The sequence below is a fragment of the Pseudomonas sp. IAC-BECa141 genome, assembly GCF_020544405.1.
Classification (GTDB): domain Bacteria; phylum Pseudomonadota; class Gammaproteobacteria; order Pseudomonadales; family Pseudomonadaceae; genus Aquipseudomonas.
In genome coordinates, this window is sequence record NZ_CP065410.1 from 5,086,289 (window position 1) to 5,108,897 (window position 22,609).

Consider the following 22,609-nt stretch of genomic DNA (forward strand, 5'->3'; position numbering starts at 1 on the left):
TTAACCTCGCGCCTCTTTCTTGCCATCGGCATCGACACTGGCGGCCAGAATGGCCAGGACCAGTTGCTGGAAATCCAGACCGGCCGCTTTCGCCGCCATCGGTACCAGGCTGTGATCGGTCATGCCGGGAGCGGTGTTGACTTCCAGAAACCAGAATTTGCCGTCGGCGTCCTGCATCACGTCCGCCCGGCCCCAGCCGGCGATGCCCAGCGCCTCGCAGGCTTGCGCCGTGAGGTCCATGAGTTCCTTTTCCTTGGCGGCATCGAGCCCGCACGGAATCCGATACTGGGTATCGTTGGCGATGTACTTGGCGTCGTAGTCGTAGAACGTGTGTGGCGTGCCCAGCGCGATAGGCGGCAACACCTGGTCACGCAGGGTGGCGATGGTGAACTCGGGACCGTGGATCCATTGCTCGACCAACACTTGCGAATCGTAGGTACTGGCCGCTTTCCATGCGTCGATCAACTCGGACGCAGAACTCACTTTGGCCATCCCGATACTTGAACCTTCATGCGCCGGTTTGACGATCAAAGGGAAGCCCAGTTCCGTCGCTGCCGAAATACAATCGGCCTCGCTGCGCAGCACGGCGTGACGCGGCGTCGGAATCCCGAGCGTGTGCCAGACCTGCTTGGTGCGCAATTTGTCCATCGCCAGCGCCGAAGCCAGGATGCCGCTGCCGGTGTACGGAATGCCGGCCACTTCGAGCAGACCCTGCATGCTGCCGTCTTCACCGCCGCGACCGTGGAGGATGATGAACGCGCGGTCGATCTTCTCGCTCAGCAGGCGCTGCAGAATGTCGGCACCGACGTCGATGCCGAACGCGTCCACACCGGCGCTTTGCAACGCAGAGAGCACCGCGTTGCCGGACTTCAGCGAGACCTCACGCTCGGCGCTCAGGCCACCGTACAGCACGGCCACCCGGCCGAAATCCTTCGGGGCGATGGTGGAAAACAGATTGGCGTAGGCAGCAGTCATTTCAACTTCCCCTCGACCGGTGCCGCCACGGCACCGGCGAACAACTCGCTTTTCAACAGTTTTGGTGCAAGGCCACCGATATCACCGGCGCCCTGGCACAGCAGGATGTCGCCGGCACGCAGCAGCGGCTTGACCAGCGGTGCCAGGTCGACGCCGCGCTCGATGTAGATCGGGTCAAGCTGGCCGCGCTGACGGATGCTGTTGCACAGCTTGCGGCTGTCGGCACCCGGGATCGGCTCTTCGCCGGCCGGATAGACTTCCATCAGCAACAACACGTTGGCATCGGCCAGCACATTCACGAAGTCGTCGTACAGATCGCGGGTGCGGCTGTAGCGGTGCGGCTGGTAAACCATCACCAGCCGGCGCTCAGGCCAGCCACCGCGCACGGCCTTGATGACTGCCGCGACTTCGGTCGGGTGGTGACCGTAGTCGTCGACCAGCATCACCTTGCCGCCGTCCACCGGCAGTTCGCCGTAGACCTGGAAACGCCGGCCAACACCCTGGAACCCGGACAGGCCCTGGACGATGGCTTCATCGCTGACGCCTTCGTCGGTGGCGATGCAGATGGTTGCCAGTGCGTTGAGTACGTTGTGGTTGCCCGGCATGTTCACGGACACATCCAGCGGCTCACGCTCGGGGCGCAGTACGGTGAAGAAGGTCTGCATGCCCTGCTGGCGAACATTGATGGCGCGCACGTCGGCTTCTTCGCTGAAGCCGTAGGTGACGACCGGACGTTTGACCTGCGGCAGGATTTCACGCACCACCGGATCGTCCAGGCACACCACTGCCAGACCGTAGAACGGCAGGTTGTGCAAAAACTCAACGAAGGTTTTCTTCAGCTTGTTGAAGTCACCGTCGTAGGTCGCCATGTGGTCGGCGTCGATGTTGGTGACCACGGCCACCAGCGGTTGCAGGTGCAGGAAGCTTGCGTCGCTCTCATCGGCTTCGGCGATCAGGTAACGGCTGGTGCCGAGCTGGGCATTGGTGCCCGCGGCGTTCAGACGGCCACCGATGACGAACGTCGGATCCAGGCCACCGGCCGCGAACACCGAAGCGATCAGGCTGGTGGTGGTGGTCTTGCCGTGAGTACCGGCGACGGCGATGCCGTGGCGGTAGCGCATCAGTTCGGCGAGCATTTCGGCACGCGGAACCACCGGGATGCGGCGTTCCAGAGCGGTCGCCACTTCCGGGTTGGACGTGTTGACGGCGCTCGACACCACCAGCACATCGGCGGCAGCGGCGTTCTCGGCACGATGGCCGATAAAGATCTGCGCACCGAAGGATTCCAGGCGCTCGGTCACCGGCGAAGCTTTAAGGTCCGAACCGGATACTTCATAGCCCAGGTTCAGCAGCACTTCGGCGATGCCGCACATGCCCACGCCGCCGATCCCGACGAAGTGGATGCGACGGATGCGGCGCATTTCCGGTTGCGGCATGGCTTTCTGATTCTCAACCATGGGCCACCTCCAGACAGGTATCCACCACGCTGCGGGTGGCTTCGGGTTTTGCCAGACGGCGGGCCGCTTGGGCCATTTGTTCGAGTCGTTGCGGTTGCATCAAGACCTCTGTCAGGCGCGCGGCAAGGTCCGCGGCGCCAGTCGTTCTTTGCGGCATCAGGAAGGCAGCGCCTTCGCGGGCCAAATAATCGGCGTTGCGGGTCTGGTGATCGTCGATCGCGTGGGGCAAAGGCACCAGCATCGAGGGCAGACCGGCGGCGGCCAGTTCGCTGATGGTCAATGCGCCGGCGCGGCACACCACCAGGTCAGCCCAGCCATAGGCCTGGGCCATGTCTTTGATGAACGGCTGCACCTGCGCATCCACGCCGGCGGCGCGGTAGCGCTCTGCAGTCACTTCAACGTGGTTTCTGCCCGCCTGATGGAACACTTCCGGACGCAAGTCGGCAGCGACTTGTGCCAGGGCTTCAGGCAGCAACTTGTTCAACGGCTCTGCGCCCAGGCTTCCGCCCAGGATCAGCAAACGCGCCTTGCGTCCGGCCAGGGCCGGGCGCGGTGTTTCGAGGAACAGCTCGCTGCGCACCGGATTACCGGTGGTACGGCGGCTGTCCGACAGGGTAAAGGTGTCGGGGAAGGCTTCACACACCCGGGCGGCGAACGGCACCAGCAACCGATTGGCGGTCCCCGCCACGGCGTTCTGCTCATGAACGATCACCGGCACGCCGGCCAGTTTGGCGGCGATACCGCCGGGGCCGGTCACATAGCCGCCGAATCCGACCACGCACACCGGACGCAACCGGCGAATGATCGCCCGCGCCTGCCATACCGATTTCAGCAACATGAACGGTGCCTTGAGCAACGACAGCTTGCCCTTGCCGCGCAGGCCGGTAGCGTTGATGCGGTGCAATTCAAGACCCGCCGCCGGCACCAGATCGTTTTCGATTCCGCGCGGCGTGCCGAGCCAGTGCACGGTGTAGCCGCGCGCCTGGAATTCACGGGCACAGGCCAGCGCCGGGAACACGTGGCCACCGGTGCCGCCAGCCATGATCAAAACGTTAGCGCCCATGGTTCGGCTCCTCGGCGAAGTCGCTCTCATGGAACTCCATCTCTTCACTGCCCAGGTGGGTCCGACTCTCCCACTCGATCCTCAGCAACAAGCCAAGGCAGGCGCAGCAGATCACCAGGGAACTGCCGCCATAGCTGAGGAACGGCAAGGTCAGGCCCTTGGTCGGCAGCAGGCCGACGTTCACGCCGATGTTGATCAGGAACTGGCCGATCCACAGGAAGGACAGCCCATAGGCAACGTAAGCGGCAAAGAACTGTTTGGCTTTCTCGGCCCACAGACCGATGTACATGCCACGAATACACACGAACACGAACAGCGCCACAGTGCACAGCGAACCCACGGCGCCGAGCTCTTCGGCCAGAACCGAGAACACGAAGTCGGTGTGTGCTTCCGGCAGGTAGAACTGCTTCTGCACGCTGTTGCCCAGGCCTACGCCCAGCCATTCACCGCGACCGAACGCGATCAAGGCTTGCGACAACTGATAACCGGCGCCGAACTGGTCTGCCCACGGGTCGGCGAAGTTGGTCAGACGCGCCATCCGGTACGGTTGCATCTGAATCAGCAACACCACCGCCGCCACGGCCAGCACCACCATCAGCGAGAACCGGAACAGCCCGACCCCGCCGAGGAACAGCATCGCCGCTGCGGCGCCCATCATCACGACGGTGGCACCGAAGTCCGGCTCCATCAGCAACAGGCCGGCCATCGGCAGCAGCACGATGAACGGCTTGAAGAAGCCCATCCAGCTCTCGCGCACTTCTTTCTGGCGACGCACCAGATAACCGGCGAGGTAGATCACCACGAACACCTTGGCGATCTCGGACGGCTGGACGTTGAAGAAGCTGAAACCGATCCAGCGCATCGAACCGTTCACCTCACGACCGATCCCCGGGATGATCACCATCACCAGCAGACCGAACGCACCGATCAGCATCATCCAGCCGAGGCGCTGCCAGGTGGCGATCGGGATCATCATCGTGACGACGCAGGCCCCCAGGCCCAGCACCACGTAAATCAGGTGACGAATCATGTAATACAGCGGGCTGCCCGACTGCACGGCGGCCACTTCGGTGGAAGCCGAGGCGATCATGATCAGGCCCAGGCCGAGCAACGCCAGGCAACCGGCGAGCATCGGGAAGTCGAGGTCGATCCCACGTCCGGTAATGAGCGGCGACGGGTATGGCTTGATGATGTTTCTCAAGCTCATGCCAGATCCTCCACGGCGCGGACGAACTGGTGACCACGGTCTTCGTAGTTCTTGAACATGTCGAAACTGGCGCAGGCCGGCGACAGCAGCACCACGTCACCCGGTTGGGCGGCGGCGCGGCATTTCTCGACGGCGTCGATCAGTGTGGTGGCGCGGATCAACGGCACGGCATCGCCAATGGCTTCGCCGATCTTGTCGGAGTCGCGCCCCATCAGGATCACGGCACGGCAATGGGCCGCCACCGGATCGCGCAGGTCCTTGAAGTCGGCACCCTTGCCGTCGCCACCGGCGATCAGCACGACCTTGCCGGTGATGTCCGCACCCAGGCCCTCGATGGCAGCCAGTGCGGCGCCCACGTTGGTGGCCTTGGAATCGTTGTAGTAACCGACGCCGTCCAGATCACGCACCCACTGGCAACGGTGTTCGAGACCGGCGAAGGTGCGCAGCGCTGCCAGCATGGCGTCGAACGGCAGCCCGACCGCGTGGCCGAGCGCCAGCGCCGCCAAGGCGTTGGACTGGTTGTGGGCACCGCGAATCTTCAATTCGCGCACCGGCATCAGGTTCTGGAATTCGAAGGCCAGGTATTTCTCGCCATTCTCTTCGCGCAGACCGAATGCCTTGAAATCGGGTTTGGTCAGGCCGAAGGTCCAGCACGGCTGGCCCTCGCCCATCAGCGGCCGGGTCAGGGCGTCCTGACGGTTGACCACGAACTGCTTCGCACCACGGAAGATCCGGTGCTTGGCCAGGTGATAGGCCGGCAGACCGCTGTAGCGGTCCATGTGGTCTTCGCTGATGTTGAGCACGGTCGCCACTTCGGCGTTGAGCTGGTCGGTGGTTTCCAGCTGGAAACTCGACAGCTCCATCACGTACAGCTCGACGTCATCGCTGAGCAGATCCAGCGCCGGCGTACCGAGGTTGCCGCCCACAGCGACGCGTTTGCCGGCCGCAGCCGCCATCTCGCCGACCAGAGTGGTGACGGTGCTTTTGGCGTTGGAACCGCTGATGGCCACGATCGCCGCCTTCGCGTTACGCGCGAACAGCTCGATGTCGCCGGACAGCTTCACGCCACGGGCCGCAGCGGCTTGCAGGGCCGGGGTCGCCAGCGCCAGGCCGGGGCTCACGTAGAGCTCGTCGGCACGGCACAGGAACTCGACGTCCAGCTCGCCACAACGCACTTCCACGTGCGGATAGTCACGCTGGAGCGTGGCCAGTTCCGGTGGATTTTCCCGCGTGTCGGCCACGGCAAACGCCACGCCCCGGTTCGCCAGGAAGCGAACCAGGGACATGCCGCTCTTGCCGAGGCCGACAACGATGCGGAAGTGGTCAGAAGCGATCAGAGACACTCGTTCTACCTCAGCTTCAGGGTGGCAAGGCCGATCAGCACGAGAATCACGGTGATGATCCAGAAACGGACGATCACGCGCGGCTCGGGCCAGCCCTTGAGTTCAAAGTGGTGGTGAATCGGTGCCATGCGGAACACACGGCGACCGGTCAGCTTAAAGGACGCAACCTGAATGACGACTGACAGGGTTTCCATCACAAACACGCCGCCCATGATGAACAGGACGATTTCCTGACGGACGATCACCGCGATGGTGCCCAGGGCCGCGCCCAGCGCCAGTGCGCCGACGTCGCCCATGAAGACTTGCGCCGGGTAGGTGTTGAACCACAGAAAGCCCAGGCCGGCACCGATCAGCGCGCCGCAGAACACGATCAGCTCGCCTGCGCCCGGTACGTAAGGGATCAGCAGGTACTCAGCGAATTTCACGTTACCCGACAGGTAGCAGAAGATGCCCAGGCCGCCGCCGACCATTACTGTCGGCATGATCGCCAGACCGTCGAGGCCGTCGGTGAGGTTGACCGCGTTGCTCGAACCGACGATCACGAAGTACGTGAGCACGATGAAGCCTGCGCCCAGCGGAATGCTGTAGTCCTTGAGCATCGGCAGGATCAGGGTGGTTTCCACCGGCGTGGAGGCGGTCATATAAAGGAAGATCGCCGCGCCGAGGCCGAACACTGACTGCCAGAAATATTTCCAGCGACTCGGCAGACCACGGGAGTTCTTCTCGATCACCTTGCGATAGTCGTCGACCCAGCCGATGGCGCCGAACAGCAGGGTCACCAGCAACACGACCCACACGTAGCGGTTGCTCAGGTCGGCCCACAACAGGGTGCTGACACCGATCGAAGACAGAATCAGCGCGCCGCCCATGGTCGGCGTACCGGATTTGGACAGGTGCGATTGCGGGCCGTCGTTACGAACGGCCTGACCAATCTGACGGTTCTGCAGGGTGCGGATCATCCACGGGCCGTAGCACAGCGACAAGACCAGCGCGGTCAGCACACCGAGAATCCCGCGCAGGGTCAGGTACTGGAAGACCGCGAAGCCTTTGTAGAACTGTTGCAGATACTCCGCTAGCAGCAGCAGCATTAATGTTTCTCCAGACTGGACCCGCACAGGGCCGCAACGATGTTTTCCATCGCCGCGCTGCGCGAACCCTTGATCAAAATGGTGGTGTTTGTGTCCTGCTCGGCGTCGAGGGCCTGGATCAGTTCGGCCTGAGTGCCGAAGTGATGCGCCTGTTCGCCGAATGCGTTCACGGCGTGGATCATGTTCGGCCCGACGGCATAAAGCGCGGAAACCTTGCCCCGGGCGTACTCGCCCACGTCGCGGTGCCCCTGCTCCGCCCAGTCGCCCAACTCGCCGATATCCCCGAGCACCAGGACGGTGCGGCCGGAAAAGCCGGCGAGTATATCAACGGCCGCGCACATGGAGGTGGGGTTCGCGTTGTAAGTGTCGTCGATCACGCGCATGCCGTTTTTCGCCAGCTGCGCGACGGTGCGACCCTTGACCGGTTGTACCGCGCCAAGCCCCGTGGCGATGCCGAACAGCGACACGCCCAAGGCGTGCGCGGCAGCGGCGGCAGCCATGGCGTTGGCGACGTTATGGGTGCCGAGCAGGTTCAGTTGAACCCGTTCCACACCTTCAGGAGTGTGCAGGTTGAACGCCGGGCAGCCACGGGCATCGGTGGCCAGGTCGCTGGCGTAAAAATCCGCCTGAGAGTTGCTCAGAGCAAACGTCAGTACCTTGCGACCGGCAGCGCGGGTCTTCCAGATGCCAAACGCCTTGTCATCGAGGTTCAGCACCGCGACGCCATCGGCTGCCAGTCCTTCGATGATTTCGCCCTTGGCTTCAACAATTTTCTCCGGCCCGCCAAACTCGCCGACATGGGCGGTTCCGGCATTGTTGAGTATCGCCACGTGCGGCTTGGTCAGCCCTACGGTGTAAGCGATTTCACCCAGACGCGAAGCACCCAGTTCGATCACCGCCGCGCTGTGCTCCGGGGCGAGTTCGAGCAGGGTCAGCGGTACGCCGAGGTCGTTGTTCAGGTTGCCACGGGTCGCGTGTACCGAACCGCGCGTGCGCAGGATGCTCGCGAGCATTTCCTTGACTGTGGTCTTGCCACTGGAACCGGTAACGGCGGCGACCGGCTTGGTGAACGCGGCACGGTTCAGCGCACCCAATTGGCCGAGCGCCTGGCGGGTGTCCTTGACCAGCAACTGCGGCAGCGTGCTGTCGGCGACTTCGCGCTCGACCAATGCAGCAACGGCGCCTTTGGCAGCGACTTCATTCAAATAGTCATGACCGTCGAAACGCGGGCCGGTCAGGGCGATAAACAGTTGGCCGGCCTTGATCGCGCGGCTGTCGATGCTCACGCCGTCAAAACTGGCGTCGGCACTGATCAGACGGGCATCGAGCGCGTTGGTCAATTCGCTGAGTTTCAGGGCCTTAAGCATGGGCCACCTCCCACGCGGTCAGGGCGTGATCGGCCTCGACCAGATCCGAGAATGCATGGCGTTCGCCGTTGATTTCCTGATAGTCCTCGTGACCTTTGCCGGCCAGAACGATCACGTCATCCGCCGAAGCGCCGGCGATCAGTTGCGCGATGGCCTGACCGCGACCGGCCACGAACGTCACCTTGTCCACAGCCGTGAAACCGGCGCGGATGTCATCAAAAATGACGGCTGGATCTTCGGTACGCGGATTGTCATCGGTCACCAGCACGCGGTCGGCCAGACGCTCGACCACTTCGGCCATCAGCGGACGCTTACCGCGATCGCGATCACCGCCGCAGCCGAACAGGCACAACAATTGGCCTTTGACGTGCGGACGCAATGCGGTCAGAACTTTTTCCAGGGCATCCGGCGTGTGGGCGTAATCGACCACCACCAGCGGCTGGGTACCGCCGCCGAGACGCTGCATGCGTCCGGCCGGACCTTCGAGTTTCGGCAACACCTTGAGGATTTCGTCGAGCGCGTAGTCGAGACCGAGCAAGGCGCCGACGGCGGCCAGTACATTGCTCAGGTTGAAACGACCGAGCAGCGTGCTGCGCAGATGATGCTCGCCCTGTGGCGTCACCAGGGTGGCGCGCACGCCATGGTCGTCGAACTGCGCTTCACGCACATAGAGATAGGCACTGCTGTCGAGCAGGCTGTAAGTGATCAACCGCGATTCGCGTTTTTCAGCGGCCAGTTGCCGGCCGAAATCGTCGTCAAGGTTGACCACGCGGCACTTCAGGTCATTCCAGGCGAACAGCCGGGCCTTGGCCTCGGCGTACGCTTCCATGGTGCCGTGGTAATCCAGGTGATCGCGGGACAGGTTGGTCATCACCGCGACGTCGAACGCCAGCGCGGTAACCCGGCCCTGATCCAGACCGTGGGACGAGACTTCCATGGCCACGGCTTTGGCGCCGGCCTTTTTCAGGTCGCCCAGAGTCGCTTGCATGGCAATCGGGTTCGGCGTGGTGTGCAGGCCGCTTTGCAGCGAGCCGTGGAAACCGGAGCCCAAGGTGCCGACGATGCCGCAATGCTGACCGAGCAGGTCCAGCGCCTGCGCCACCAACTGAGTCACGCTGGTCTTGCCGTTGGTGCCAGTGACGCCAATCAGATTCAGATGATGACTTGGCTCACCATAAAAACGCCCGGCGATGTCCGACAGCTGCGCAGCCAGGCCTTTGACCGGAATCAGCGGCACTTCGGTGATCGGCAGCACGGTGGCGCCTTCCACTTCATAAGCCACGGCAGCCGCGCCGCGCTGCAAGGCGTCGGCGATGTGCGCACGACCGTCGAACTTGCCGCCCGGCACCGCGAGGAACAGGTCACCCGCGCGCACGTTGCGACTGTCGAGCGCCAGTTCACGGATCAACAGATCGTGGCCGGCGTGGGGAAAAATCTTGTTCAGACTCAGAGACATCAGCCGCGCCCTCCATTGGCTTTCAGCGGAACGGCCGGGGTGGCGTTGGCCTGTTGTGTCGTCGGCAGGTTGTCCGGAGTGACGTTCATCAGGCGCAGGGTGCCCGACATCACGCGGCTGAACACCGGTGCCGAGACCAGACCACCGAAGTAACCGGCCTTGGTCGGTTCATCGATCACCACGACGATTGCATAACGTGGATCGCTCATCGGGCCGAAGCCGGCGAACAGCGAGCGGTAAGAGTTTTCGGCGTAGCCCTTGGTACCGACCGATGTCTTACGCGCGGTACCGGACTTGCCGCCCACGTGATAGGCCGGCACCTGCGCACGGAACACCCCGCGCGGGGCTTCGATCACTTGTTGCAGCATGCCTTGCATGGTTTTGGCGACGGCTTCCGGCAGCACCTGGGTGGTCTGCGGCGCCTTGTCGGTTTTGATCAGGGTCAGCGGTGCGAGACGACCGTTGTTGGCCAACGCCGAAAACGCGTGCACCAGTTGAATCGCGGTCACCGAAATACCGTAGCCGTACGACAGCGTTGCAGTCTCGGCCTTGCGCCACTCGCGGTAGTTCGGCAGGTTGCCGACACGCTCGCCCGGGAAGCCGAGGCCGGTGTCCTGGCCGAGGCCGACTTTCTGTGCGAGGCGGAAAATGGTTTCGCCGCCGATATCGAACGCGACCTTGCTCATGCCGACGTTACTGGAATTGATCAGAATACCGGTCAGGTCGAGTACCGGACCTTCGGTTTTCGATACGTCCTTGATCGTGTATTTACCGATCTGCAGGGAGCCCGGATACACCTCGACGGTGTCGCTCGGTTTCCAGCGGCCGGTTTCGATCGCGGCGCTCATCGAGATCGCTTTCATGGTCGAACCGGGTTCGAACACGTCGATCATTGCGCGGTTACGCATCATCGCCGGTTGCAGGTTGCGACGGTTGTTCGGGTTGTAGGTCGGCTGGTTGACCATGGCGAGGATCTCGCCGGTCTTCACGTCCATGATCACCAGACTGCCGGCCTTGGCGCCGTTCTCGATGATCGCGTTGCGCAGCTCGCGGTTGGCCAGATATTGCAGACGCAGGTCAATCGACAACGCCAAGGGCTTGCCGGCCTTGGCGTTTTTGGTGACCTGGACATCCTTGATCAGCCGTCCGCGCCGATCCTTGATGACTTGCCGCTTGCCGGGCACGCCGGCCAGCCATTCATCGTAGGCCAGCTCGACGCCTTCACGACCGTGGTCATCGATGTCGGTGAACCCGACCATGTGCGCCGTCACCTCACCGGCCGGGTAGAACCGGCGGAATTCTTCGATGCCGTAGACGCCCGGCACTTTCAGGTCGAGCACGGCCTGGCCCTTCTCAGGGGTCAACCCGCGCACCAGATAAATGAATTCTTTGTTGGCCTGTGCTTCAAGACGTTCGGCCAGTGCTTTAGGATCCTGCCCCAGCGCCGCAGCGAGTGCCGGCCACTTCTCTTTGGCCAGCTGCATTTCCTTGGCGTTGGCCCACAGGGTGGTCACCGGCGTACTGACGGCCAGCGGCTCGCCGTTACGGTCGGTGATCAGACCACGGTGCGCCGGAATCGGGATATGACGAACGCTGCGCGCATCACCCTGGCCTTTGAGGAAGTCGCGGTCGACCACTTGCAGGTCGATGATGCGCCAGCAGATCGCGGCCACCATCATACCCAGCAGACCGACCACCAGACGGAAGCGCCACGGGAAGAGTGCCCCTTCGAGCTTCATCATGGCGCCACCATCTTCACGTCAGCTGCGCCGGGGATGTGCATCTTCAGTTGTTCGGTAGCCAGCACTTCGATCCGGCTATGGGCGGTCCAGGTGCTTTGTTCCAGAATCAGGCGCCCCCACTCGGCCTGCGCCTTGTCGCGCACGCTCAGCTCGTTGTAAAGGGTGTTGAGCAATTGCCGGTTCCAGTGGGCGCTGTAAGACACGCCGATGGCCGACACCAGCACGCCGATGAACAACAGCAGCATCAAAAAGCTGCCGCCGGGCAATGGCTTGGCGAAAAGCTTGCTCACCGCAATTTCTCCGCGACGCGCATGACGGCGCTACGGGAACGTGGGTTGGCTTTGAGTTCGGCGTCGGAGGCCGTCTGCGCTTTGCCATGGACTTTGATTTTCGGTTCGAACGCAACGTGGCGAACCGGCAGGTTGCGCGGCAAGTTGTCGGCTTCGCCTTTCACCAGCTTGCGCATGAACAGTTTGACGATACGGTCTTCCAGCGAGTGGAAGCTGATTACGACCAGACGACCGCCCACTTCCAGGCATTCGATCGCGGCTTCGAGGCCCGCTTCCAGATCGCCCAGTTCGTTGTTGACGTGAATGCGCAGGCCCTGGAAAGCGCGGGTTGCCGGGTTCTTGCCCTTTTCCCACGCCGGGTTGGCGACTTTCAGGACTTCAGCCAGATCGGCGGTGCGCTCGAACGGCGTGATGTCACGACGCTCGGCCACGGCACGGGCCATGCGACCGGAGAAACGTTCTTCGCCGTATTCTTTGAAGACACGGGCGATTTCTTCCACCGGCGCGGTGTTGACGAACTCGGCGGCGCTGATGCCACGGGACGGATCCATGCGCATGTCCAGCGGGCCGTCGTTGAGGAAACTGAAGCCGCGCTCGGCATCATCGAGCTGAGGCGAAGACACGCCCAGATCCAACAGAATGCCGCTGACCTTGCCTGTAAGCCCCTGTTCGGCAACCACCGAGCCGAGCTCGGCAAAGCTGCGTTGCACAACGACAAAGCGGCCGTCTTCGGCCGCTAGCGTTTGCCCGGTGGCAATCGCTTGAGGATCCTTGTCGAATCCGATGAGCCGACCATCCGGCCCGAGCTTGCTCAGGATCAACCGGCTGTGCCCGCCGCGTCCGAACGTGCCGTCCAGATAGCAGCCATCAGGACGTACGGCGAGAGCCTCGACGGCTTCGTCAAGCAGTACGGTGATGTGGTTGAAGCCGCTATCAATAGTCACAGGATCAGATCACGCAGTTCGTCAGGCATGGCGCCCGGTTGTTGTATGGCAGCCAGGTCAGCGGCAGAAACCGCGTTCCAGGCATCTTCGTCCCACAGTTGGAACTTGTTCAGTTGGCCCACCAGCATTGCGCGCTTGTCGAGCTTCGCGTATTCGCGCAGACGCGGCGGCACCAGGAAACGACCACTGCCGTCGAGCTCGAGGTCAACGGCATTACCAATCAATAAACGTTGCAGACGACGGTTCTCTTCGCGAAGAGAAGGAAGCGCGCGCAACTTGGTTTCAATAATTTCCCACTCATCGAGCGGGTAGACACACAAACACGGATCAACGGCATCAATGGTCACGATCAACTGGCCGGAGCTGCGCGAAACGAGCTCGTCACGGTACCGGCTCGGCATGGCGAGACGGCCCTTTGCGTCGAGACTGATAGCGTTAGCTCCGCGAAACACGTCAGCGTTTCTCCAATTTTTATCGTTTTGAGCTCAAAAAACCCACTTCATGCCACTTTCCGCCACTTGCGCACACTATAGGAATGCGCCCACCACACCGTCAAGGCGCGGATTAAAGGAAAACCCTTACAGAACGGAGATTTAGGAGCATAAAAGGAGGAGCAACGAGAATCTGGCGGATGCTTTTATCCAATAACTTGAAGCAGCACTGAAAGCTGCGCTCGAAAGTTAAAGTAATTTGTTAAGAGTAAGATTTTTTCGGTATTACAAAAGCGCTTCTGCTGTTGATTGAAGCAAGGTGGGAAATGGCTATTACTGCGTTTGCCGCTGCCGGATTTCCAGCGCAGGCCTGCTGATAATAAACAGCCCTGTCGCCTTTAATTCAAGCAGGGAAAAGAAAAAGGTGGAGAGTCGATCTGTAAGCCGGGTTCTGTCTTGAACAGTCATTCGTCTACGATGGCCATCACTGGACATCTTTAGCAACCTACCCGGTCCCAGCGCGGGCCACGCCTTGGGACCCTATTTGGTCTTGCTCCAAGTGGGGTTTACCTAGCCACGAACTGTTGCCAGACGTGCGGTGCGCTCTTACCGCACCTTTTCACCCTTACCGGCGCCGAAGCACTTAGGCGGTTATTTTCTGTGGCACTTTCCGTAGGCTCACGCCTCCCAGGCATTACCTGGCACTTCGCCCTATGGAGCCCGGACTTTCCTCCCCCCTCTAATTTTCATAGAGGGCAGCGACTGTCCGATCGACTCTCCGCCGCGCAGGTTAACGGCAGAGCGGCCGAAGAACAAGCGCTAATAGCCCGCAAACCGGTCTGCGCGACGGGTTACGCGTCTTTTTGCTGATCCAGCGCCACCTGATACAGCACGTTTTTGCGCTCACCGGTGATTTGCGCCGCCAGGGCCGCCGCACGCTTGAGCGGCATCTCTTCCAGCAACAGATTGAGGATGCGCATCGCCTCGCTGCTGACGGCGTCTTCGGATTCCGGCGCGGTCCAGCCCGCCACCACCACGACGCATTCGCCACGCTGTTGATTGCTGTCGGCCTCGACGAATGCCCGCAACTCACTCAGCGGCAATCCCTTGAGTGTTTCAAAGGTCTTGGTGATTTCACGAGCGAGCAATGCCGGACGATCAGCGCCGAATACCGCCTCCATATCCTGCAGGCACTCCAGAATACGATGCGGCGCCTCGTAGAAAATCAGTGTGCGCGGTTCTTCCTTGATAGCTTCCAGGCGCGCTTTGCGCCCTACGGCCTTGGCCGGAAGAAAGCCTTCGAAGATGAAACGGTCGGACGGCAGGCCGGCAGCCGATAACGCTGCGATCAACGCGCATGCGCCCGGCACCGGCACCACATTGATCCCGGCGGCACGCGCCTGACGCACCAGGTGATAGCCCGGATCGGAAATCAGCGGCGTACCGGCGTCGGAAATCAGCGCGACGTTGTCACCCGCCAGCAGACGGGTAATGAAGCGACTGCCTTCATCCCGCTCGTTGTGCTCGTGGCAGGCTGCAAGCGGAGTGGAGATGCCGAAGTGCTGCATCAGGCGCTGGGAATGGCGCGTATCTTCCGCAGCAATCAGTGCCACCTCGCGCAGGATCTTCAACGCCCGGGCGCTGATGTCATCCAGGTTGCCGATGGGCGTCGCCACCACATAAAGCGAGCCCGCAGCGGAATTCAAAGGACCTGGAGCAGTCAAAGCGCACACCTCATGATCGGTAAAAGCCGCCATTGTAGCGCGTCGTGCGCCGGACGATGCGTCCGGGTCGGAAACGGTTTGTCGCACCATTGTGAGGCTGCGCAGTCTTTGTATCAGCTAAATTCACGGTTTCACGCCAGTAACATCGCGCCCCGGCCAGTGCTTGGGTACAATTCGACGCTAATTTGATCGAGTATCAGGAACACTTACATGATCGCTTGCCTGCGGCTGTTCACTGCCCTCTGCCTCGCTGCCTTGCTGGCGGCTTGCGCCAGCCCCCCTTCCTCCAGCCTTGGCGAACTTCCACGGACCCCGGATGCCACCATCGAGCAACTGCTCGAACAGGCTGCCCAGGCCAAATCGCCGGACAAGGCTGCGCTGCTGCGCCTGAGTGCGGCAGACATGGCCTACCGTCAGGGCAATGCCGGACAGTCCGCGCAAATCCTGCAGCAAGTACCGATGGATCAACTCCAGCCTGGCCAGCAGGCGTTCGCCAGCACGCTGTCAGCTGAACTGGCCATGACCCGTAACCAGCCGAAAGCCGCGCTGACTGCCCTGAGCCATCCAAGCCTGCAACGCCTGAGCGAAATGTCCGTACCGCTGCAAGTTCGCGCCGGCACCGTTCACGCCCGCGCCCTTGAGGCCGACGGCCAGACTCTGGCCGCCGCCCGCGAGCGCATCTTCATCGCGCCGATGCTGGAGGGCGAAGCCGCCAGCAAGAACCACGAGGCGATCTGGACCCTGATCGCATCGCTGCCGGCCGATCAACTGCAAGCGAACACCACCGATGATCTCGGTGGCTGGATGAGCCTGGCCCTGGCAGTGAAAACCGCCGGCACTCTGGAACAACAGCAAGCCGCCATCGACAACTGGCGCAACCAGCATCCAAAACACCCGGCCGCGATCAATCTGCCTCTACCCCTGACCAAACTCAAGGAGTTGGCCAGCCAGCCCCTGAGCAAGATCGCCCTGCTGCTGCCACAGGACGGCCAACTGGCCTCGGTCGGCAAGGCCCTGCGTGACGGCTTCATGGCTGCGCACTACCAGGCTCAGCAAGCCGGCCAGAAACCACCAGCCATCGAGTTCTATGACAGCTCGAAGCTGACCAACCTCGACGAGTTCTACCGCAAGGCCCAGGCCGATGGCGTGCAACTGGTCGTCGGCCCGCTGGAGAAGCCGCTGGTCAAACAGTTGAGCACCCGTCCGCAACTGCCGATCACCACCCTCGCCCTGAACTACAGCGAAGGCGATCAAGGCCCGGCGCAATTGTTCCAGTTCGGCCTGGCCGCTGAGGACGAAGCCCGCGAAGTCTCCCGCCGCGCCCGTGCCGACGGCCTGCATCGCGCCGCCATCATGGTGCCGAAAGGCGAATGGGGCGACCGCGTTCTGCGTGCCTTCAGCCAGGACTGGCAGGCCAACGGCGGCAGCATCGTCGCCACCGAACGTGTCGACCAGCCGGTGCAACTGGCCCAGCAGATCGCCGACATGTTCCAGCTGCGTCAGAGCGAAGCCCGCGCCAAGAGCCTGCAGAACGCTGCCGGCACCAACGTTGCCGCCCAGCCTTCGCGTCGCCAGGACATCGAATTCATCTTCCTCGCCGCCACCCCGCAGCAGGCGCAGCAGATCAAGCCGACCCTGAACTTCCAGTACGCCGGTGACGTGCCGGTCTACGCAACCTCCCACGTGTTCAGCGCCAGCGGTGATGTCAACCAGTACAACGACATGAACGGCGTGCGCTTCTGCGAAACCCCATGGCTGCTGGAAACCAGCGACCCGCTGCGTCAGCAGGTCACCGCGCAATGGCCACAAGCCGCCGGCAGCCTCGGCCGTCTTTATGCGATGGGCGTCGATGCCTATCGCTTGGCGCCGCGCCTGGATCAGCTCAAGGCACTGCCGGACAGCCGCATCGAAGGTCAGTCGGGCAGCCTGGGCATGACCCAGTCCCAACGCGTCGTACGTCAGTTGCCATGGGCGCAGTTTGTCAGCGGCCAGATCCAGCGCCTGCCGGACACTCCACGCTGATGCCCGACAGGTCACACCTGCAAAGCGGCAAGGATGCCGAGCGCCAGGCGCTCGAGCATCTGCAGTGCCAGGGTCTGCGCCTTCTGGCGCAGAACTGGTCATGCAAACGCGGTGAGCTTGATCTGGTCATGCTTGATGGCGATACAGTAGTATTCGTCGAGGTTCGTTACCGAAAGAACACTCAATGGGGCGGCGCACTCGATAGCATCGATGGGCGCAAACGGCAGAAACTGATTTTCGCCGCGCAGTTTTTTCTTCAGCGCGAGTCGCGTTGGGCCAATTCCCCCTGCCGCTTCGACGTGGTGGCCATCGACAGCCACCAGGGTCAGCTGAACTGGTTGCAGAATGCGTTCGACAGCTGAGCACCTGCTCCGACCCGGACATTTTCACTCAACACTTTTGCTCTTTGCTTTGCGGGCTGCACATTCACGTGCCGGACAGCCGCGCTAATTAAGGTCACACAGATGGACATGCAATCCCGAATTCGCCAGCTTTTCCAGGCCAGCATCGACACCAAGCAACAGGCGATGGACGTACTTGCACCGCACATCGAGCAAGCCAGCCAGGTGATGGTCAACGCCCTGCTCAACGAGGGCAAAATGCTCTCGTGCGGCAACGGCGGCTCGGCCGGCGATGCCCAGCACTTTTCTTCGGAACTGCTCAACCGTTTCGAACGTGAACGCCCCAGCCTGCCGGCGATCGCGCTGACCACCGACAGCTCGACCATCACCTCGATCGCCAACGACTACAGCTACAACGAAGTGTTCTCCAAGCAAATCCGCGCACTCGGCCAGCCGGGTGACGTGCTGCTGGCCATTTCGACCAGCGGCAACTCGGCGAACATTATTCAGGCGATCCAGGCCGCACATGATCGCGAAATGATTGTCGTAGCATTGACCGGACGCGACGGCGGCGGCATGGCTTCGCTGCTGCTGCCCGAAGACGTCGAGATTCGCGTACCGGCCAACGTCACCGCACGTATTCAGGAAGTCCACTTGCTGGCGATCCATTGCCTTTGCGATCTGATCGACAGCCAACTGTTCGGGAGTGAAGAATGACCCCTAATCGCCTTGGCCTTCTGGCCTTGACCCTGTGCCTCGGCATCAGCGGCTGCACGTCGGTGGTGAATGCCAGCCGTGAAGCGCCGATCGAAGACGACCGTGGTACCCGCACATTCGGCAGCAAGATCGATGACTCGCTGATCGAAACCAAAGTCGGCGTCAACGTGGCCAAGGCCGATCCGGCCCTGGACAACGACTCGCACATTGTCGTCACCAGCTTCAACGGCGTCGTGCTGCTGGCCGGCCAGACCCCGCGTGCAGACCTCAAGGAAAAGGCCGAACAAGCCGCCGCCAACGTTCAGCGCGTGAAAAAGGTCCATAACGAACTGCAAGTAATCCCCCCTTCCGGCTTCATTGCCCGCCAGAACGATTCGTGGCTGACCACCAAGATCAAGACCCAGATGCTCACCGATGCCAGCATTCCCGGCTCGCGCATCAAGGTCGTGACCGAGAACGGTATCGTCTATCTGCTGGGCCTGCTGACCAAACAGGAAGCCGCCCAGGCGACCAACCTGGTTCAGGGTGTTTCCGGTGTGCAGAAGATTGTGAAGCTATTCGAGTACATCGACTGAACCGCAAAATGCAGGCACAAAAAAAGGCGATCCAACTGGATCGCCTTTTTTATTACTTCACCACTTTCAGGCTTGGCCGGCCGCTTGGGCGCGGTGGCTCGCTGTCCGGTGGAGGAACATCGTCATCCTGCTCGATCTCGTCTCCGTCATCCATCGGCGACTCCAGATCGAACACCATGCCCTGACCGTTTTCCCGGGCGTAGATCCCCAGGATTGCAGCAATCGGCACATAAAGGCTGTGCGGGACGCCGCCGAAGCGACCTTCAAAGGTCACAACGTCGTTGTCCATGTGCAAGTGCCGCACGGCACTTGGCGAAATGTTCAGGACAATTTGCCCGTCGCTGGCAAAACCCTGCGGCACCTGCACTGCCGGGTATTCGGAATTGACCAGCATGTGCGGGGTGCAATCGTTATCCACAATCCACTCGTAGAGCGCGCGGACCAGATAAGGTCGACTGGAGTTCATAGCGGCTCCTTAAGCCTTAGCGCATGTCGCGTTCGACACCAGACAGACTCGCCTGGAAAGCCTCACGCGCAAACTGACGCTCCATATAATCAAGCAGCGGCTTGGCCTGCCGCGGCAGTTCTATACCCAGAATCGGTAAACGCCAGAGTATTGGCAATAGGCAGCAATCCACCAGACTTTGTTCCTCACTGAGGAAAAACGGCTTGTCGGCAAACAGCGGCGACACGCCCGTCAGGCTTTCGCGCAATTCCTTGCGCGCCACGGCACGAGCCGCTTCCTTGGTGCGCGAATCCAGAATCAGATCCACCAGACCACACCAGTCGCGCTGAATGCGGTGAATCAGCAGACGGCTGTTGGCACGCGCCACCGGGTACACAGGCATCAATGGCGGATGCGGGTAACGCTCATCCAGGTACTCCATCACCACGGTCGACTCCCACAACGCCAAGTCACGATCGACCAGCGTGGGCAGACTGCCGTAAGGGTTCACTTCAATCAGTTTAGGCGGCTGACGACCAGCCTCCACAAAAATGATTTCGGCGCTGACACCCTTCTCTGCAAGCACGATGCGCACTCGGTGGGAATAGTGGTCGGCGGGGTCGGAGTAACAGGCCAACCGATTGGTCACGCCCATGGCGATCCTCCTCGCTTGTTGAAATAGTCGGAGCCGGAAAAACGCGCGCGCCCAGAGGGCGCCTCCCGCAACGGCCGGCGAACCAGGCGTTGCGTTTTCAGAGGCGCCCTTGGGCGCGCGCGATTAACAGCAATTGCTTGAAGCGTTATCAGTGCACGTCTTTCCAGTATTCACGCTTGAGCAGGTAGGCGAACACAAAGAAGAACGCCAGGTACAGCAAGACGTAAGTACCGATGCGCTGATGTTGCAGCTTAACCGGGTTAGCCGAGTAAGCCAGGAAGGTTACCAGATTCTTGACCTTCTCATCGAACTGCTCTTCGTTGAGGGTTCCGGTTTTCGGCACGATGGTCAGTTGATCGCACGCTTCATGAGTCAGAGGCGTACCGGTCAGCGGGTCATATTGTTTCTTGCCGTCTTCGACGATCTGTACCTGTTTGCAACCCACAACCTGACGACCTTGCAGGCCGACCAGCACGTTAGGCATGCCGACGTTCGGGAAGACCTTGTTGTTCACGCCCCATGGACGCGCAGGATCTTCGTAGAACGACCTGAGGTAACCGTAGAGCCAGTCGGTGCCGCGAACACGAGCCACCAGGGTCAGGTCAGGCGGCGCTGCGCCGAACCAGGTCTTGGCGTCGGCCGGCTGCATGCCGATGTTCATGTGATCGCCGATCTTGGCGCCGGTGAACACCAGTTTTTCCAGCATCAGTTCGTGCGGGATTCCGAGGTCATCGGCCACACGCTCGTAACGCTGGAACTTGGCACTGTGGCAACCCATGCAATAGTTGGCGAAAGTACGCGCACCATCCTGCAGGGCAGCCTTGTCGGAAACGTCGATGTCGACCTTTTCCAGTTCCGGACCACCGTGTTCGGCGGCAAAGGACAGCACTGGCAGAGCAGCAAAAATCAGAGCAAAAAATAACTTTTTCATCAGCCAGTCACCCTTTCCGGAACCGGTTTGGTCTTCTCGAGCCTGGTGTAGAACGGCATCAGAATGAAGTAGGCGAAGTACAGGAAGGTGCAGACCTGCGACAACAGCGTACGGCCTGGCGTCGGGGCCAGAACGCCCAGAATGCCGAGGATCACGAACGAAATGCAGAACACCACCAGCCAGATTTTGCTCATCCAGCCTTTGTAGCGCATCGACTTGACCGGACTGCGGTCGAGCCACGGCAGAACGAACAGCACCGCAATCGCTGCGCCCATGGCGATAACGCCCATGAGCTTGTCAGGGACCGCACGCAAGATTGCGTAGAACGGTGTGAAGTACCAGACCGGTGCAATGTGCTCAGGCGTCTTGAACGGGTTGGCTTGCTCGAAGTTAGGTTTTTCGAGGAAGTAGCCGCCCATTTCCGGGAAGAAGAACACAATGAAGCAGAAGATAAACAGGAACACCACAACGCCGACGATATCTTTCACGGTGTAGTACGGGTGGAAGGCGATGCCGTCCAGCGGAACACCGTTTTCGTCCTTGTGTTTCTTGATGTCCACGCCGTCCGGGTTGTTCGAACCGACTTCGTGCAACGCCAGGATGTGCAGCACCACCAGACCGAGAATCACGATCGGCAGGGCAACCACGTGCAGGGCGAAGAAGCGGTTCAAGGTGATCCCGGAAATCAGGTAGTCACCACGGATCCACTGGGTCAGGTCGTTGCCGATGACCGGGATCGCGCCGAACAGCGAGATGATCACTTGGGCACCCCAGTAGGACATCTGGCCCCACGGCAGCAGGTAACCCATGAAGGCTTCGGCCATCAGCGCCAGATAGATCAGCATGCCGAAGACCCACACCAGCTCACGGGGTTTCTGGTACGAACCGTAGAGCAGACCACGGAACATGTGCAGATAGACCACGATGAAGAACGCCGAAGCGCCGGTGGAGTGCAGCAGACGCAGGATCGAACCGTACTCGACGTCGCGCATGATGTATTCGACAGAAGCGAACGCTTCTTCCGCCGACGGGGTGTAGCTCATGGTCAGCCAGACACCGGTGACGATCTGGTTGACCAGAACGAGCAGCGCCAGCGAGCCGAAGAAGTAGAAGAAGTTGAAGTTTTTTGGAGCGTAATATTTGCTGAGATGGTCTTCCCACATTTTGGTGGCGGGGAAGCGCGCATCAACCCAATCCATGAACTTGCTCATCACGCTTTCTCCGTATCGACGCCAATGACAATCAGCTCATCGGTCTCATAGGAATGCGGGGGTACTGGCAGGTTCAAAGGCGCAGGTTGCGACTTGTAGACGCGGCCAGCCAGATCGTAGTGGGAACCGTGGCAAGGGCAGAAATAGCCGCCTACCCAGTCTTTGCCCAGATCCGCGGGTGCAACTTCGGGACGGAAGGTCGGTGAGCAACCCAGGTGAGTACAGATCCCGATCAGCAGGAGGATTTCCGGCTTGATCGATCGCACTTCTGGGTCGACATAAGTGGGTTGCGTGGAGTTTTTGGAGGTCGGATCGGAGAGCTGGCCCTCGATCTTTTTGAGATTCCCCAGGATTTCCTCGGTACGGCGGACAATGAACACCGGCTGGCCGCGCCATTCAGCAATCATCTGCTGCCCTGGCTCGATTTTGCTGACATTCACTTTCACCGGTGCTCCGGCAGCCTTCGCCTTGGCACTGGGAAACCATGACCCCACGAACGGGACCGCAGCCCCCACCGCTCCTGCAGCACCCACCACGGATGTGGCTGCTACCAAGAAGCGACGCCGGCCTGCATTCACGCCGTCATTGCTCATTCAGTCCTCTCCCATCAGCTTTGTGGCCTGTT

General features: G+C 61.2%; 22 protein-coding genes and 1 other RNA gene. 4 read left to right on the top strand and 19 right to left on the bottom strand.

Annotated elements, in window-relative coordinates; translation table 11 throughout:
• The 14 genes from I5961_RS23230 to rsmI all read right to left on the bottom strand — a co-directional run bounded on the left by I5961_RS23230 (position 1) and on the right by rsmI (position 15,120).
• Positions 1–975 carry a D-alanine--D-alanine ligase gene (locus I5961_RS23230; RefSeq protein WP_085700833.1) on the bottom strand — a complete coding sequence of 325 codons (975 nt, stop codon included), beginning with the start codon at positions 973–975 and terminating at the stop codon, positions 1–3.
• Positions 972–2,432, bottom strand: a complete 1,461-nt coding sequence (gene murC, locus I5961_RS23235) for a UDP-N-acetylmuramate--L-alanine ligase (RefSeq protein WP_085700834.1) — start codon at positions 2,430–2,432, stop codon at positions 972–974. Before murC ends, I5961_RS23230 begins: the two co-directional genes overlap by 4 nt.
• Positions 2,425–3,495, bottom strand: a complete 1,071-nt coding sequence (murG, locus tag I5961_RS23240; protein ID WP_227233501.1) for an undecaprenyldiphospho-muramoylpentapeptide beta-N-acetylglucosaminyltransferase — start codon at positions 3,493–3,495, stop codon at positions 2,425–2,427. The genes murC and murG overlap by 8 nt, the downstream gene beginning before the upstream one ends.
• Positions 3,485–4,702, bottom strand: coding sequence for a putative lipid II flippase FtsW (gene ftsW / locus I5961_RS23245; RefSeq protein ID WP_085700836.1), 1,218 nt, complete (start codon positions 4,700–4,702; stop codon positions 3,485–3,487). Before ftsW ends, murG begins: the two co-directional genes overlap by 11 nt.
• Positions 4,699–6,045 carry a UDP-N-acetylmuramoyl-L-alanine--D-glutamate ligase gene (murD, locus tag I5961_RS23250; RefSeq protein WP_227233503.1) on the bottom strand — a complete coding sequence of 449 codons (1,347 nt, stop codon included), beginning with the start codon at positions 6,043–6,045 and terminating at the stop codon, positions 4,699–4,701. The genes ftsW and murD overlap by 4 nt, the downstream gene beginning before the upstream one ends.
• Before the next feature lie 5 nt (positions 6,046–6,050).
• Positions 6,051–7,133, bottom strand: a complete 1,083-nt coding sequence (mraY, locus tag I5961_RS23255; protein WP_085700838.1) for a phospho-N-acetylmuramoyl-pentapeptide-transferase — start codon at positions 7,131–7,133, stop codon at positions 6,051–6,053.
• Positions 7,133–8,500, bottom strand: coding sequence for a UDP-N-acetylmuramoyl-tripeptide--D-alanyl-D-alanine ligase (locus I5961_RS23260; RefSeq protein WP_085701784.1), 1,368 nt, complete (start codon positions 8,498–8,500; stop codon positions 7,133–7,135). Before I5961_RS23260 ends, mraY begins: the two co-directional genes overlap by 1 nt.
• Complete coding sequence (locus tag I5961_RS23265; protein ID WP_085701785.1) at positions 8,493–9,956, bottom strand: UDP-N-acetylmuramoyl-L-alanyl-D-glutamate--2,6-diaminopimelate ligase; 1,464 nt, start codon at positions 9,954–9,956, stop codon at positions 8,493–8,495. Before I5961_RS23265 ends, I5961_RS23260 begins: the two co-directional genes overlap by 8 nt.
• On the bottom strand, positions 9,956–11,695 hold the full coding sequence (locus I5961_RS23270) for a peptidoglycan D,D-transpeptidase FtsI family protein (RefSeq protein WP_227235635.1): 1,740 nt from the start codon (positions 11,693–11,695) through the stop codon (positions 9,956–9,958). Before I5961_RS23270 ends, I5961_RS23265 begins: the two co-directional genes overlap by 1 nt.
• On the bottom strand, positions 11,695–11,988 hold the full coding sequence (ftsL, locus tag I5961_RS23275) for a cell division protein FtsL (RefSeq protein ID WP_085700842.1): 294 nt from the start codon (positions 11,986–11,988) through the stop codon (positions 11,695–11,697). The genes I5961_RS23270 and ftsL overlap by 1 nt, the downstream gene beginning before the upstream one ends.
• Positions 11,985–12,932, bottom strand: a complete 948-nt coding sequence (gene rsmH / locus I5961_RS23280) for a 16S rRNA (cytosine(1402)-N(4))-methyltransferase RsmH (protein WP_413541583.1) — start codon at positions 12,930–12,932, stop codon at positions 11,985–11,987. Before rsmH ends, ftsL begins: the two co-directional genes overlap by 4 nt.
• Positions 12,929–13,384, bottom strand: a complete 456-nt coding sequence (mraZ, locus tag I5961_RS23285; RefSeq protein ID WP_003205355.1) for a division/cell wall cluster transcriptional repressor MraZ — start codon at positions 13,382–13,384, stop codon at positions 12,929–12,931. Before mraZ ends, rsmH begins: the two co-directional genes overlap by 4 nt.
• A 403-nt stretch (positions 13,385–13,787) precedes the next feature.
• An RNA gene (gene rnpB, locus I5961_RS23290) (RNase P RNA component class A) lies at positions 13,788–14,141 on the bottom strand.
• A 73-nt stretch (positions 14,142–14,214) separates the two neighbouring features.
• Positions 14,215–15,120: a 16S rRNA (cytidine(1402)-2'-O)-methyltransferase gene (rsmI, locus tag I5961_RS23295; protein WP_074690999.1), complete on the bottom strand. Its 906-nt coding sequence runs from the start codon at positions 15,118–15,120 to the stop codon at positions 14,215–14,217.
• 177 nt (positions 15,121–15,297) lie between these two features.
• Between rsmI and I5961_RS23300 the strand changes: the two genes are divergently transcribed.
• The 4 genes from I5961_RS23300 to I5961_RS23315 all read left to right on the top strand — a co-directional run bounded on the left by I5961_RS23300 (position 15,298) and on the right by I5961_RS23315 (position 18,742).
• A complete protein-coding gene (locus I5961_RS23300) occupies positions 15,298–17,109 on the top strand; it encodes a penicillin-binding protein activator (RefSeq protein WP_227233505.1) in 1,812 nt (603 codons plus the stop codon).
• Positions 17,109–17,471 carry a YraN family protein gene (locus I5961_RS23305; protein WP_085701787.1) on the top strand — a complete coding sequence of 121 codons (363 nt, stop codon included), beginning with the start codon at positions 17,109–17,111 and terminating at the stop codon, positions 17,469–17,471. Before I5961_RS23300 ends, I5961_RS23305 begins: the two co-directional genes overlap by 1 nt.
• Before the next feature lie 102 nt (positions 17,472–17,573).
• Positions 17,574–18,167: a phosphoheptose isomerase gene (locus tag I5961_RS23310; RefSeq protein ID WP_007928463.1), complete on the top strand. Its 594-nt coding sequence runs from the start codon at positions 17,574–17,576 to the stop codon at positions 18,165–18,167.
• Positions 18,164–18,742: a BON domain-containing protein gene (locus I5961_RS23315; RefSeq protein WP_085700847.1), complete on the top strand. Its 579-nt coding sequence runs from the start codon at positions 18,164–18,166 to the stop codon at positions 18,740–18,742. Before I5961_RS23310 ends, I5961_RS23315 begins: the two co-directional genes overlap by 4 nt.
• 52 nt (positions 18,743–18,794) lie before the next feature.
• Here I5961_RS23315 and I5961_RS23320 read toward each other — a convergent pair whose 3' ends face one another.
• The 5 genes from I5961_RS23320 to petA all read right to left on the bottom strand — a co-directional run bounded on the left by I5961_RS23320 (position 18,795) and on the right by petA (position 22,577).
• Positions 18,795–19,208 carry a ClpXP protease specificity-enhancing factor gene (locus tag I5961_RS23320; RefSeq protein ID WP_085700848.1) on the bottom strand — a complete coding sequence of 138 codons (414 nt, stop codon included), beginning with the start codon at positions 19,206–19,208 and terminating at the stop codon, positions 18,795–18,797.
• A 16-nt stretch (positions 19,209–19,224) separates the two neighbouring features.
• Positions 19,225–19,842, bottom strand: a complete 618-nt coding sequence (locus I5961_RS23325; RefSeq protein WP_085700849.1) for a glutathione S-transferase N-terminal domain-containing protein — start codon at positions 19,840–19,842, stop codon at positions 19,225–19,227.
• Between the two features lie 148 nt (positions 19,843–19,990).
• Positions 19,991–20,773, bottom strand: coding sequence for a cytochrome c1 (locus I5961_RS23330; RefSeq protein WP_085700850.1), 783 nt, complete (start codon positions 20,771–20,773; stop codon positions 19,991–19,993).
• Positions 20,773–21,984, bottom strand: coding sequence for a cytochrome b (locus I5961_RS23335; protein ID WP_085684715.1), 1,212 nt, complete (start codon positions 21,982–21,984; stop codon positions 20,773–20,775). The genes I5961_RS23330 and I5961_RS23335 overlap by 1 nt, the downstream gene beginning before the upstream one ends.
• Entirely contained in the window at positions 21,984–22,577 is a 594-nt protein-coding gene (petA, locus tag I5961_RS23340) for a ubiquinol-cytochrome c reductase iron-sulfur subunit (RefSeq protein ID WP_041479967.1), read from the bottom strand. The genes I5961_RS23335 and petA overlap by 1 nt, the downstream gene beginning before the upstream one ends.
• Positions 22,578–22,609 lie beyond the last annotated feature (32 nt).